11 protein-coding genes and 1 pseudogene are annotated in these 13,492 nt (G+C 55.2%); 10 read left to right on the top strand and 2 right to left on the bottom strand.

Annotated features, from left to right (window positions below; all coding sequences use genetic code 11):
* The first annotated feature begins 7 nt into the window (after nucleotides 1-7).
* The 9 genes and pseudogenes from IEN85_RS13070 to IEN85_RS13035 all read left to right on the top strand — a co-directional run bounded on the left by IEN85_RS13070 (nucleotide 8) and on the right by IEN85_RS13035 (nucleotide 10,657).
* On the top strand, nucleotides 8-1,036 hold the full coding sequence (locus IEN85_RS13070; RefSeq protein WP_191617527.1) for a sugar ABC transporter substrate-binding protein: 1,029 nt from the start codon (nucleotides 8-10) through the stop codon (nucleotides 1,034-1,036).
* A gap of 127 nt (nucleotides 1,037-1,163) precedes the next feature.
* Nucleotides 1,164-2,669: a sugar ABC transporter ATP-binding protein gene (locus IEN85_RS13065; RefSeq protein WP_191617526.1), complete on the top strand. Its 1,506-nt coding sequence runs from the start codon at nucleotides 1,164-1,166 to the stop codon at nucleotides 2,667-2,669.
* 34 nt (nucleotides 2,670-2,703) lie between these two features.
* A complete protein-coding gene (locus IEN85_RS13060) occupies nucleotides 2,704-3,699 on the top strand; it encodes an ABC transporter permease (RefSeq protein ID WP_191617525.1) in 996 nt (331 codons plus the stop codon).
* A 168-nt stretch (nucleotides 3,700-3,867) separates the two neighbouring features.
* A complete protein-coding gene (locus IEN85_RS13055; RefSeq protein WP_191617524.1) occupies nucleotides 3,868-5,907 on the top strand; it encodes a beta-N-acetylhexosaminidase family protein in 2,040 nt (679 codons plus the stop codon).
* A gap of 27 nt (nucleotides 5,908-5,934) precedes the next feature.
* Nucleotides 5,935-6,165, top strand: a pseudogene (locus tag IEN85_RS24970) (glycosyl hydrolase family 28-related protein); the annotation flags it as partial.
* A gap of 195 nt (nucleotides 6,166-6,360) precedes the next feature.
* Nucleotides 6,361-7,230 (top strand): glycoside hydrolase family 28 protein, encoded by an 870-nt coding sequence (locus IEN85_RS13050; protein ID WP_425503170.1) that lies wholly within the window; start codon nucleotides 6,361-6,363, stop codon nucleotides 7,228-7,230.
* 121 nt (nucleotides 7,231-7,351) lie between these two features.
* Nucleotides 7,352-7,858 (top strand): hypothetical protein, encoded by a 507-nt coding sequence (locus tag IEN85_RS13045; RefSeq protein WP_191617522.1) that lies wholly within the window; start codon nucleotides 7,352-7,354, stop codon nucleotides 7,856-7,858.
* A 153-nt stretch (nucleotides 7,859-8,011) separates the two neighbouring features.
* The gene (locus tag IEN85_RS13040; RefSeq protein ID WP_318186614.1) at nucleotides 8,012-9,865 is read left to right on the top strand and encodes a sialate O-acetylesterase; all 1,854 of its coding nucleotides are present in this window, start codon (nucleotides 8,012-8,014) and stop codon (nucleotides 9,863-9,865) included.
* A gap of 18 nt (nucleotides 9,866-9,883) precedes the next feature.
* Nucleotides 9,884-10,657, top strand: coding sequence for an SDR family NAD(P)-dependent oxidoreductase (locus tag IEN85_RS13035; protein ID WP_191617520.1), 774 nt, complete (start codon nucleotides 9,884-9,886; stop codon nucleotides 10,655-10,657).
* 44 nt (nucleotides 10,658-10,701) lie between these two features.
* Here IEN85_RS13035 and IEN85_RS13030 read toward each other — a convergent pair whose 3' ends face one another.
* Together IEN85_RS13030 and IEN85_RS13025 are read right to left on the bottom strand one after the other, a co-directional pair.
* Nucleotides 10,702-11,601: a hypothetical protein gene (locus IEN85_RS13030; RefSeq protein ID WP_191617519.1), complete on the bottom strand. Its 900-nt coding sequence runs from the start codon at nucleotides 11,599-11,601 to the stop codon at nucleotides 10,702-10,704.
* A gap of 61 nt (nucleotides 11,602-11,662) precedes the next feature.
* Nucleotides 11,663-12,478: a phytanoyl-CoA dioxygenase family protein gene (locus tag IEN85_RS13025; protein ID WP_191617518.1), complete on the bottom strand. Its 816-nt coding sequence runs from the start codon at nucleotides 12,476-12,478 to the stop codon at nucleotides 11,663-11,665.
* 97 nt (nucleotides 12,479-12,575) lie between these two features.
* On the opposite strand from IEN85_RS13025, the gene IEN85_RS13020 reads away from it, so the two are divergent.
* Nucleotides 12,576-13,397, top strand: a complete 822-nt coding sequence (locus IEN85_RS13020) for an AraC family transcriptional regulator (RefSeq protein ID WP_191617517.1) — start codon at nucleotides 12,576-12,578, stop codon at nucleotides 13,395-13,397.
* Nucleotides 13,398-13,492 lie beyond the last annotated feature (95 nt).

The raw sequence follows: 13,492 nt of genomic DNA, 5'->3' as shown, positions 1-13,492 counted from the left end.
CTTACCCATGACTCGAAACAATAAGTTCCTTATCCTTACTCTTCTTGGTCTGTTCCTGGTCCTTGCTGGTATCAAGTGGTCTCAATCGGGCTCTGAGGGCACCGCTATAGACCCCATTGTGCTCTACCTTCCCTTGCCGCACCCTTATTGCAACGCAGTGGGCGAGGGCGGAAAAGCTTACCAAGAATCGACCGGCACAGGGGTCCGCGTTTTGGTCGGACAAGAGAGCACGCAGGCAAACGTGAATACAAACGTCGAGTCGATGTACACCCTCGGCCATCAAGGTTTTGCCATTTATCCAGTAGACCCAGCAGGTTCGAAAGGGCTTTTCGCTAGGCTTCGCGATGGAGGACGCCATGTGGTAGCTTACGGCGCCGAACCAATGGAAGGATCTGCTGCGACCTTCGCAGTTGCAACCAATACGCGGTCGGCAGCGACGCAGGCGACAGAGCAGTTGATTCAGCTGATGGGAGGGCAAGGCAAGATCCTCAACGTGCTCGAGTCCCTTACGGACGCGAATACGCCGATTCGCAAAGCTGCCATCGAGGAGGTCGTCGCCAAATATCCCAAGGTTGAGATAATCCAAACGGTTGGCGACGTTACTACGGAAGCGAAGGCACGCGAGAAAATCGAGAGCGCTTTGGTGGCCCGAGGGGACGAGGTTGATGGGATCATTTGTACGGGTTATACAACTACGGTGGCTGCGTCTGTGCTTTTGTCGGAACGCAACGCCAAGGCTGGCGCCAAGCGTATCCGTTTTGTTGGGCTCGATACCGATGAGCGGGTGCTGGAGGCGATTCGTCTTGGGCATGTCGATGCGACCCTAGCTCAAAACCCATTTGGGCACGGTTACATATCCTGTGCCTTGCTAGATCGTCTGTTGAATGGCTGGGAGCCGGTTGAATCTTACCAATTCATCGATTCAGGAGCGGTGGTAGTCACCCGCGAAAACGTCGACGATTTTCAGCCTGGCATCGAATCCATGACGAAACGCATCGTGTCGGAGATGGAGGGAAAGTATTTGGTGAAGCGATGAGACTTTCTAAATTCATTTTTACCCACGAAGTGCACGAAGAATCACGAAGCGTGGTTCTGCATCTCTCTACTCCTCTCTCTTCAAGCTTTGTACGCCTTCGTGCCCTTTATAGGCCAATGGAATCCGCATGTTAGAGCTTCGAAACATTTCCAAATCCTTTCCCGGAGTGAGGGCGCTGGACAAGGTGTCACTGCATTTTCGAGCGGGAGAGATACATGGCTTGATCGGCGAGAACGGAGCGGGAAAGAGTACCGCAATTAAGATCATGACCGGTATCCACCAAGCGGATTCAGGCGAAATGGCAATCGATGGGCATGCGGTGAAATTTGCTGATTACAGAGACAGTCTGGCCCAAGGAATCGGTATTGTGCACCAAGAGCTGCAGGTGATTCCAGACGCGTCGGTCGCGGAGAACATCATGCTCGATAAGTTGGAGGGAAACCGTTGGGGCGTGATCGACTGGAAGGGAATCTACGCGACCGCCCAAACTTACATGGACTTGGTGGGATTGGATCTACCTGTCGATCGGTTGGTCCGGGGGCTGAGCGCGGCTCAGAAGCAGCTCATCCAAATCGCCAAGGCGCTTTCAGCGGATGTACGCGTTCTCTTTCTCGACGAACCGACCAGTTCGCTTACGGAGCATGAGGCGCGGCGTCTCTTCGATGTATTGAAAGAACTGAGACAGAAGGGGGTGGCGCTCGTTTTCGTTTCCCACAAACTCGACGAAGTTCTTGGCTTGTGCGATCGAGTGAGCGTATTGCGCGACGGCCAGTTTATCGGGGAGCGTGAGGTCGCGGGGTTGCAACAGCAAGATCTTGTGCAGATGATGATTGGCCGTACTTGCCAGGAAGAGCATCTCGGGGTGCTCAACCCTAATTATTCCCAAGTCGTCCTAGAAGCTCGTAGCATCGTCCGCGTAGGGAAGGCTCGGGATGTCAGCTTCAAGTTGCATCAGGGGGAAGTGCTTGGATTGTACGGCCTCGTAGGAGCGGGACGTACTGAGCTTGCCCGGATCCTAATTGGAGAAGACCAGAAGGATTCCGGCTCCGTTTTGATCAAGGGACAAGTGGCTCAGATCGATAGCGTGGAGACGAGTCTTTATCGATACGGTCTCGGTTACGTCACGGAAAACCGGAAGGAAGAGGGCTTGTTGCTGGAGAATTCTATTCGCATGAACATCGCCTTGCCGATCTGGCCGCGTATACGAAATGCCATTACGCGAAAGATCGACGATTCGCTCGAGCGGGCCACGGCGACTCGATATGCGGAGGCGATGAGTGTGAAGACGCCCAGTCTCTCCCAATACGTTGGGGCGCTTAGCGGCGGAAACCAACAAAAGATCAGCATCGGGAAATGGTTAGCGGCCGACTGCGATATCTTGATAATCGACGAGCCGACGGTTGGCGTTGACGTAGGGGCAAAGGAGCAGATCCACCAACTAATTTGGGATCTGGCAGCCAAGGAAGGGAAGTCAATCATCGTGATTTCATCTGACCTGCCGGAGATCGTCCGCATTACCAATCGCATTTTGGTATTTCGCGAGCAAAAGATAGTTGGCGAGGTCACGAACATTGACACCGAGGCCAAAACCTACGCCACCGTCAGTCGAGAGATCGGGAGGTATCTCGTATGAGCCGGCACGATCTAATTGAATTGGATATATCACTATGAGTACACGTACTAATACTTTAAATACGAACCTCGGCTTCGGTCAGACGGATTGGGTGAGCAGTCGTACCCTTGGGCTCATCTTGTTCGCTGGTCTGCTCATGATATCCATGGCCTTGGCGTCCACGAGTTTTCTTACCGGTGAAACCTTTTTTAGCCAGAGTCGCTACGTGGCTTTCTATGTCTTGGTCGCGATGTCGCAAGCGGTTTGTTTAGCGGTAGGTGACTTGAATCTTACGGTTGGGGCGATCGGCAGCATCATAACCGTAAGCCTCGGCATGGCTATCGCTCCGGAGTACGCAGCCTTGTCGCCTTGGATCGGCGTGCCGCTTGTCTTTCTCATCGGACCGCTCACAGGACTGATCAATGGCTTGATCATAACGCGTTTCAAGATCGACGCCTTTATCGTGACGCTTTCGATGATGTTCGTATACATGGGGCTGCGTTCCGGCATTTCCGGTGGCAATTCATATCGTGTACCCGAAAGCTTTTGGTGGCTCGGGCAGGGAGGTGCATTTGGCATTCCCTTCATGGTGCTGATCGTGCTCTTCGTGCTTTGGGGCATATCTTTCCTCTATCGCAATACGGTGCTCGGGCGCCGTTTGCTGGCGACTGGAAGCAATAGCGACGCGGCCCGTCTCAGCGGAATCAATACGGACCGGATGATTGTCGTTGCCCATGTGATTTCAGGTGGCTTTTCGGCCTTGGCTGCGATCATGTGGGCCTCCTGGTCTGGCAATGCGGCCCCACAAACGGGAGACGATTGGCTGATCATTTCCTTTGCGGTGGCTATTATCGGCGGAACTGGTTTAAGCGGTAGTTTGATTTCTCCGGTCGGCATTCTTGTCGGAGCCGTCATTTTCAAGCTGATACAGCACGCCTTGGTCATTCTTAAGATAAACGACAACTACTCGAATACCTTGCTAGGTGGGTTGATCTTGCTCGCCATCGTGGTCGACCGGGCGCGGGAGCACTTCGGAAAAGAGGGGAAGTAGGAGAGGATTGTAGACCACAGATAACACTGATTTAAACTGATGATACTGAATTGCGTTTTGAGATGTATTGGGAGGCTGTGCTGCTTGTTGACTGCAAGGAGCGCGGAGGGGAACGAAAGCAAGCGGATTGCTACGTTTCGGCGAGTTTGGGTGGGAGCATGTTTGCTTTTGCCATTTGGCTTTGTCTCCACTGCGGCAAGCGAGTCGCTCATCGAGCAACATGCGAGATCCCTGCTAAGCGAAGCGGGACTTTCCGATAAGGTCGAGTGGGTGAAGGATGCTGACTTCGCCTCGACTGAGGGCTTCCGACTGGAGGCGTCGGGCGGAGGATGGCGGGTTCATGCTGCTGCTCCGGCTGGTTTTCTTTATGGGGCGCAAGAGTTGACGCAGCCGTATTCGGTTATTGGAGTCGAAGGCGACCCCGACTTTGAGATTCGCGGCACGGTGCTGATGATGTTGAGCCAAAGCTGGGACTACCAATCGGAACTTCACCCTGATATCTTTCCGTGGTTTTTCGATCGTCCGCTGCTGACACGCTATCTCGACTACATGATGTCAGCTCGTCTGAATACGCTGGTTCTCTGGTCGGGGCACTTGTTCCCGCATATCCTCGAGCTACCTGAATATCCGGAGGCCTCCCGTTTCACGGCTGAGGAGATCCGTCGCAACCAAGAGCAGTTCCGTTGGCTTTCCACTGAGTGCGCCAAACGGAACATAACGGTGCTCACTCATTTTTATAATATCCACATCAGCGAGGACCTTGCCAAGTCGATGGGGCGGGAAGGCAAGGAGCCGACCCGCTACGACGTGCCGGACGCGTTTGTTGCGGAGTACTACCGCACCTTGCTTTCACGCTACTTCGAGACCTTTCCCAGTGTGGGGCTTTACGTTTGTCCGGGAGAATCGCTTGCTTTGGAGCATCAGCAGAGCTGGTTCGAAAACGTCATTTTCAAGACAGCACGCGAATCGGGGCGGGAGCCTTTGCTGATCATTCGGGATTGGACGCTGGATCCAGCGTTTATGGAGGCCTTGCCGACTCTTTATCCAAACCTGTATTCGGAACTTAAGCACAACGACGAAACGATCACTAGTCCGTGGCCGGATGAACGTCATCGCAAATGGAAGGGGGTGCTCAAGGGGCATATCATCAACCTGCACGACCCGGCCGACGCTGTTCCGTATCGCACCGGAAGCCCGAAGCTCTTCAATGAAATGGTGGGGCACTGGAAGGACGAAGGGTACTTCAAGGGGTCGTGGTTTTATCCCCCGCAAGCTTGGGTATGGCCCAATACGGTTGACTCGCTTGGCGAGGGGGAAGCGTTGGTGGCTTTCGAGCGGGACGAGCTGTGGCATTTGTTGCAAGGACGCTATCTTTGGAAGGCCAAGCGTGATGCAGCGAAAGAAGCGGAATGGTCCGCCGATTGGCTTGGTCGCAAGTTCGGCAACCGCCAAGTCGGTGAGCTGCTCAACGAATGGTACGACTTGACCGCTCCCATCCTGCCCGGATTGCAAAACCTGACCGCAGTGCGTTTTGGGAATTTCTTTCCTCCATCGATCGCTCGCGTACAAACGGACGTGGACGAGATCATCGGATCCCGGAGCTCGCTCGAGGAAGGCCCGATTGTGGGAGCTACCGGTCACACGGGCCAGCGTTACTATAGTCGTCCGATCGATGCTTACACGATCGAGCTTTACCGGAAGCGTTACGGTCTTGAAGAGGTTGCGGACTTGCGGTCGCTCCCGGTTGCCCAATACGCCCAGCAGGTTGTGGTTGGAGAGGTGTCGCGGAAGAACCTGCTTCCGCTGGAATTGGTGCAGCTCTATGTGGAGATGGCGCAGCGTTCCAAGGAAATCGCCCAGCGCATGGCGGCGTTGCCTGGGATTGACGGAGCCGAGCGGGCGCGTTTTGTCAGCGACAGCGAGTGCCTTATTCTCACGGCCCGCTATTATCAGCTGAAAATCCAAGCTGCTTTCGCCAAGCGGATGCTGATCGTGAGCGGTGAGGATCGCTATGCGGACGATCTGAAGGAAAAGATGGAGGAAAGCGTGCGCGTCTATGAAAGGCTCGTGAGCTATGCCCGTCTGCATTATGTGGCAGGTTCCTCCATGTGGGATGCCAAGCCATGGGAGCGTACTTTGGAGGATAAGGTAAAGTGGGATCGGGACGAGCAGATGAAGTGGCTCGAAGCGCACAAGAATTCGAAATAACAAAAACGGAATCCGGAAGGAAATGACATGAAGCTATTGAAGCAACTTACTCTCGGGGCGACCTTGTTCGCATTGGCTGGAACGATAGGCTACGCTCAAAGTTCGATCGAGCACGATCCATTGCTCGATCGGAAGAAGTATTTGATAACGGACTACGGCGCGGTTGGCGACGAGAGCACGATCAATACGAAGGCAATTCAAAGAGCCATCGATACAGCCTCCCAAGCAGGTGGTGGAGTGGTTGTGATACCGGAGGGCGTTTTTCGCTCCGGCTCTATCTTTATCAAACCCGGCGTCGGCCTGCATTTAGAAAAGGGAGGCGTACTGCAAGGTTCTCAGCAGCTAGAAGATTATCCCAAGCGCAACACGCGTATCGAGGGACACTTCGAGCCATGGCGTATGGCGCTGGTCAATGCTCAGCATGTCGATCAGCTCCGTATCACAGGAGAAGGCCTGCTGGATGGAAACGGGGAACCTTTTTGGGCAGCCTTTTGGCAGCGTCGCGAGGAAAATCCGGATTGCACGAATCTGGAAGTCGAGCGCCCGCGCATGATGTTTATCGACCAGTGCAAGGATGTGCTGATCGAGGGAATCTCGCTGCAGGATTCCGGCTTCTGGAATATTCATGTCTATCGTTCGCAAGACGTGACGATTTCGGGTGTCAGCATCACTTCGCCCAACGGAACTCCTCCGGATCGGGCTCCGAGTTCTGATGGCATCGATATCGACAGCTGTCAGCGGGTGACGGTGAGGGACTGCTTCATTACGGTCGGAGACGACTGTATCGCAATTAAGGGTACGAAGGGTCCGCGCGCCCTCGAGGATGAATCCAGCCCTCCGGTGGAGGATATCCTGATCGAGAACTGTCGCTTCGACAGCGGACATGGTGTGGTCACCTTGGGCAGCGAAGCGACGATCGTGCGCAACGTGGTCGTGCGTGACTGTGTCGTGACGGGGTGGAACAAGCTTGTGCGCCTCAAGTTGCGCCCGGATACGCCTCAGACCTACGAGAATTTGCTCTACGAAAACATCGTCTTCGAAGCGGGAGGCGGGATTTTCGACGTGAAGCCTTGGACCCAGTTTTTTGACCTCAAGGGAGAGGAACCACCGCGCTCGGTCGTGCGTAACGTAACCATCCGCAACGTGAAAGGCTGGACCGGCAAGTGGGGCGAGTTGATGGGGAATCCATTGGATACGATCGAGGACATCACGATTGAGAACCTTGAGATGAAAATCGAGAACGAGGCGATCACCTTGGGGCCGGTGGATGGGCTAAAAGTGAAGAACGTGGTAGTGAACGGGAAGCGATTCGAGAGTTTATAGAGGCAATATATGATTGGGAGTGAATAGGATCAGCTGTTGCGTCGTCCCACGAGCTCCTGCCAAGCGCCTGCAATAGGCGCGGCCCCCAACGCCGCTTGCTTGTCAGCAAGCGAATCGATTCATGAAGAAGTATATCCTGCTGTTGCCTGTCGTTTTCTTGCTCAGCTCCTGCGAGTCCTACTATTGGCCGCGGGACCACACGGGTGGATTCGAGGAAGGAAGGTTATCTGGGCAATTATGGAATGTGAGGATGGTTGCTCACACCGGCAAAAGTTGGGATTACATAAACGACCTTTGCCTGCTGCGGTGCGCAGAGGTCTGTCTCGACAATAACGGCTATGCCTTTGTGTTGGAGCGGGTGACCTATTCTAAAGAAAGGGATCGTGGCTTCGTCAGTGCGCGCGTGACGCGACCTGGGGCTCCACCTTTGCCGGGGGATAATCTGGGAAAAAGATCGCGAATGATGAAGGCCGTCATAATGGAGGTGCGGATGGTTCTAGAGGGAGAGCCTTTGCCGACCACAACGGATAATATCTATGATGCCCAATATGTTTTTACGACAGTCATCCGTAAAAGGAAATTGGACGAATGGGATCCGATAAAATACACGGGCCACATGGAAAAGTAAGGTGGCCGAAAAAAAGTAGTAGCCTCACTCATTTGGACGGGGAAATGGAATCTGGCCATTGACGGCATTCGTGATGTGGTTCGCGCGATGAAGAGCTGCTTCCTTGCTGTTTCCCTCATTCTTATCCCAGTCTGCTCCCTAGCAGAAGTCCAGGTGGCAAGCCCCTTTGGCGACCACATGGTGCTCCAGCGAGAACAAGGGGTCCCCGTTTGGGGAAGGGCAGCTGTGGGGGAGCGGGTTCAGGTTGGCTTTGCCAGACAGAGCGCGAGCGCGAAGGCGGATAGCGAGGGGGAGTGGAAAGTGGAGCTGGCGCCCATGACGGCTTCGGTTGAAGCTCGGGAACTCGTGGTAACGGGAAGCGCGACGCGCGAGGCTATCGTTTTCGAGGACGTACTAGTGGGGGACGTGTGGCTGTGCGGAGGGCAGTCGAACATGGAGCGACAGCTCGGGCCGCGAGGCGGGCAAAAGGACATCATCGGCTGGCAGGAGGAAGCGGCCGCTGCAGCGTACCCCATGATTCGCGAGCTCTACGTGAAGCAGTCGAGAGACTTGCGAACGCAGGAGGAGGTCGAGGCGCATTGGCGCGTTTGCACACCCGAGTCGGTGACTGACTTTACGGCAGTCGGTTATTTCTTCGCCCGGGACGTGCACCTAGCCGCAGGCGTGCCTGTGGGCATCATTCATAGCTCATGGGGTGGAACGCCCGCCGAAGCATGGACGAGCTTGGAAGGATTGTCCGCATTTCCTGGATACGTAGATCAAGCTGAGGCTCAACTCGAGTTCGCTGGCGATCTGGACGAGATCAAACAAAAGTATGAGGAAAAGCTGGAGTTATGGTTCCGCGAAAACGATGGCTCCGACCCGCTTGCTCTTTTGAGCAGTCCAAAGTCCGAATGGGCAAGGATGAGCTTGCCGGCGATGTGGGAAGATGCGGGGTATCCGGGAGTCGACGGTATTTGCTGGTTTCGCAAGAGTGTCGCCCTTCCTCCGGCTTTGCGAGGGAAAGACCTATTGTTAGAGTTGGGAGCGATTGACGATATTGATACGACTTGGGTGAATGGAAGCTTGCTGGGATCTACTACGGGCTGGCAGACGCCCCGAGAGTATCGGATTCCGAGTTCCCTCACGGCGGAGGGAGAAATTGCCATCCTCGTGCGCGTTTTGGATACAGGTGGTGGCGGCGGCATTTGGAACGCGCAGCAGCCCTTGCGGATCTCTCAAACGGGGAATGCAGGAATCAGTCTGGATTTAGCGGGTGTCTGGGAGTCGCGCTTCACCTTGCAATTGGGGCAGGGGCCTTGGCCTCCGCAGGACCTCAGCCAAAATCCAGGGGCTCCCACGGTGCTCTTTAATGCGATGATCGCTCCCTTGGTTCCCTATGCTTTGAGAGGATTCGTCTTTTACCAGGGCGAGGCCAACGCGGGCAAGGCTGCGGAATACGAACGGCTCTTGCCGGCTTTGATCGCGGATTGGCGAGAGCATTGGGGGGCGCCGAACCTGCCTTTCCTTTACGTGCAGATTGCTCCCTACGAAGGCATGCCTCCTGAGATTCGCGAAGCTCAGCGTTTGGCTGAAAAGGCGACGGAGACCACCGCGATGGTGGTGACGATCGATGTGGGGGACGCCACGGATATCCACCCTGCGAACAAGGAACCGGTCGGTCAACGCTTGGCATTGGCGGCTCGGGCGCTCTCCTACGGGGAAGAGATCGTTTACTCGGGCCCGGTCTTCGAGTCTTGGAGGGCAAAAGGAAAAACTGCGCGTATACGCTTTTCAAGTACAGGTAGCGGCTTGCTGGCCAAAGGAGGCGAATTGTATGGATTTGAGGTCGCCGGGAGGGACGGGGCTTTTCACGCCGCAAAGGCAACTATCGAAGACGACGAGGTGGTGCTGCGTTCGAAGCAGGTTTCGTTGGTGAAGGCGGTCCGCTATGGATGGGCCAACGTGGCGGAGGGGAATCTATTCAACAAGGAAGGCTTGCCGGCCTCGCCCTTCAAGGCAGAGTAGTATCAGCTGTTCGAGCTCATGGGAAAACTGGAAGGCAAGGTTGCGATCGTCACAGGCGCGGGATGCGGGATTGGTTTGGAAATCGCCCGTTCCATCGCGAAGCAAGGCGCCAGGCTGCTGCTGAACGATCGTGACGACGCGCTCGCCCGGGAAGCGGCTCTGTCAATCGACCCGAGCGGCGAGCTCTGTGTTGCCTGTGCGGGCGATGCCTCCGATCCGGTATTCATCGAGGAAATGGTCAAGCTGGCGGTGCAGCGTTTTGGAGGCTTGCACGTCGCGGTGGCCAATGCCGGGCTCACGATTTTCAATCGTTTCTTGGAGGTAGAGGTCGCCGAGCTGCGCAAGATGTTGGATCTGAACCTGCAGGGATCGGTGTTCCTCGCCAAGTTCGCCGCCCTGGAAATGGTGAAGCAAGGCGAGGGCGGGCGACTGGTTTTTATCTCGTCCGTGACCGGACATCAGGCCCACGAGGGCATCGTTTGTTATGGAATGACGAAGGCGGCTTTGCGGATGCTAGCAAAGGGGCTCGTTGCGGAGTTGGCGCCTCATGGCATCACATCTAACGCGGTGTCGCCTGGCGCGACGGTGACGGAACGTACAGCGGCAGGAGATCCGATGTTTGCTGAGAAGTGGGCGAAGACGACGCCTACGGGCAGGGCTGCCTTTCCTTCGGACATTGCAAACGCAGTGCTGTTCTTGATCAGTCCGGAGTCGTCGCAGATCACGGGGCAGACAATCGTGGTAGACGGTGGGTGGACCTCGACCAGCGAGGTGCCGGATTTCGAGCATTAGTTTTGAAAGGATGCTCGTAGGGCGTAAGCGTCCTACGGGGATTTTTAGGGAAATCGCGTGGCGAGCACGCTCCTACAACGAGCTGTCGCCTTCTCGAATTCCTGGAGGGCGATTTGCTTGATGACTAGGACGTCAGCCCAGCGGTCGCCTGATTCCACGACTGAGCCGTCGGGCTGCCTTTGCATGCGGGCGTAGTAGATTTGAGGCCAAAGGAGCTCGGGCGCGAATACCAGAAAGTCTCCTTGTTTGGCTGCTGCCAGGAATCCTTGGAAGCATATGTTCCAGATCTCCCGAAAGTGCTGGATGTATCCAGCATCTGGATCAAGGGAGAGCGGAGCTTGGATGGAGCCAGGGTCCGCGATGCGGCCGTGCAGAAAACGGACCCTTTCCAGCACGGGGCGAATGAAGTCGATTTTTTCATCCCAGTGTCCGTTGACCATCTCCAGTCCAGCGTACCAATGGGAGAAGTCGCCATTGAAGCGTAGCTCGGGAAAGCGTTTTACCAGCTCGACGGTTCGCCAATTGTCCTGGGTGATTGTTGCTCGATGCGTCTCGATGAAGAGCGGATAGCGGTAGCGTGTGGCGATATCGAGCACGGTGGTCGCGTAGGCGTCTACCTCTGCGTCGCTTTCCATGCCCCAGCCGCAATGCAAAGTGGTGGCAATCTGGCCTTGGGAGAGATGCTTCTCCACCAATGGCTCTATTTCTTCGGGGGAGTTCACGCGGGCTCCGGCGGCGATTTGCAGTCCGACATCCTTGGCGAGTTCGAAGTCTCCGTCCTGCATGCCAGCGAATCCGATGTCCTTGATTTTAGAATACACGGACCGAAGCTCCCCGCTGGGAGCCGTTGCATGGGGAGGAAGGTCCACGAGGCAACCTGCATTGAGGAATAGTTCGATCCGGGGCGGCTGTTGACTGCCGTCGTTGGTTTGAGGAATGGGCATTGGAGTCGGGTGGCTGGAAACAAAGGAGACGCGTTCGGGGAACGCGTCCCAGAGCTGTGGATCAGTCGAACTTTCCGTCGTCTTCGAAGCGAATCGTTTTAGCCTCCTCGAAACCGGGGTCAGCCTTTTTTCCGTTCTTGAGGAAGGGGATGCAGTTGAGTGATTGCTTGCCAGTCCAAGGATTTTCGATGGCGTCCTTGCTGTATTGGGTGAGCAATACACGACGCAAGTTTGGGGTGGTGTTCGATCCGGAGCGATGGAAGCAAACCGACGAGAACACGGCAACACTCCCGGCAGGAACGATGACAGGGATCCCGGGATCCTTGCCGAAGTAGCCGACCTTGTCGTTCACTTCAGGGTCCTTGATGTGATCGACTCGGGTCTTGATGCCGATGGAAGAATAGGGAAGGAGATAGACGGTTCCGTTTTCCTCGGTCACGTCGTCCAGCGCGGTCCAGCAAGTGACGTAGGGATCGTGGGGAAATTCGATGTATCCAGAATCTTGGTGCCAGGAAAAGGTGGATCCTTTCTCGGCGGCTTTGATGACCCATTGGTCGAGGAAAAGGTTAGCGGTCTGCCCGATCGTCGCCTGGCAGATTTGGCTCATGATATCGCCGAATGCGTAGTTGTAGACGGCTTCGTCCTCGCGATAGGAATGGGGAATGAAGTAGCGGCTGTTGCGGCGGTTGAGGCCGATGACGTCGGTGCCTTGCTCGTCCATCAGGCCGTGCATGCGGTCGATCTCTCGTCCGCTGAAGTCGCGGAGCTTTTCCACGGTTTCGGGATCGAGAACCTTTTCGAGGATGAAGTAGCCTTCTTCCTGATATTGGCGAATGTGATCTTCAGTGATCAGAGGGGTAAGGGTAGATGAGTTCATAAGCGGTGTTCCAATCAGGCATAAGCGTAGCGAATTTGCGGTTTTCTTTCATTGCGTATGAAAGGAAATACATTGCATAATTTGATATTGTTGCCGGATGAAGGAATCGCTGGAAATAGAGGAGCAGCTCGAGGGGCGAGCGTATTGGATCGAAGGAACGACTCGAGGTGACGGCTCGCTTCACCGGCACGATGAGTTGGAGCTCAATCTGGTGGTGGGAGGCGCTGCTGAGTACCTGATCGATGGAGAGCGGGTGAGCATGAGGCAGGGAACCCTGCTTTGGCTTTTTCCTTCTCAAAACCACGCTCTATCAGGAAGTTCCGAAGATTTTCAGATGTGGGTGTACGTTTTCCGGCCCGGCTTGTTGGATCGGGCCTGCAAAACGGATGAATTCAGGGAATTGCGTCGTGCGGAACCGCTCAGACGCGTATTCACTCAACTTAGTCTCGCTGCTTTTGAGTCGCTGCGAGATCTCTGCGAAAGGGCGGGGCGGGCGTTTTCTGAAAACGCGGACCTATTCAATGCAAGTATTCGTTATTTGTTGCTGAGCGCCTGGCAGGAAACCTTAGGCAGGGATTCTGAATCGCTGAGGTCGGAGGCCTTGCATCCTGGTGTTTTTAAGGCGGCCCTGTCCTTGTGTAGGGATCCGGCGATACGTTCGCTGTCAGGGCTTGCTCGGCAAGTAGGAATGTCTTCTGAGCACTTGAGTCGCCTCTTCAAGCAGCAGATGGGACAGGCCCTTTCGGATTATCGCAGCGAACAACGATTTCGTAAGTTCAAGGAACTTTACGGCGCGGGTGGCAGCATGAATATGCTAGAAGCTTCCCTGGCGGCTGGGTTCGGGAGTTACACCCAATTTTATCGTATTCATGTAAAGATGACAGGAAAGGCCCCTTCGGAGGGGAGAAGGGGGAATTGATGCTATAGAGGTACTTGCTCGGTGACGTTCTCTTTTCTCGAAGCTGAAATTCAAGTAGGAAGCGGCCTTGCGCCGCGATCAAGGCTGTGAAATCG

Origin of the sequence: Pelagicoccus enzymogenes (assembly GCF_014803405.1) — a bacterium.
Lineage (GTDB): Bacteria > Verrucomicrobiota > Verrucomicrobiia > Opitutales > Opitutaceae > Pelagicoccus > Pelagicoccus enzymogenes.
The sequence above is the reverse complement of the archived record's forward strand: the minus strand, read 5'-3'. Positions and strand labels throughout refer to the sequence as shown.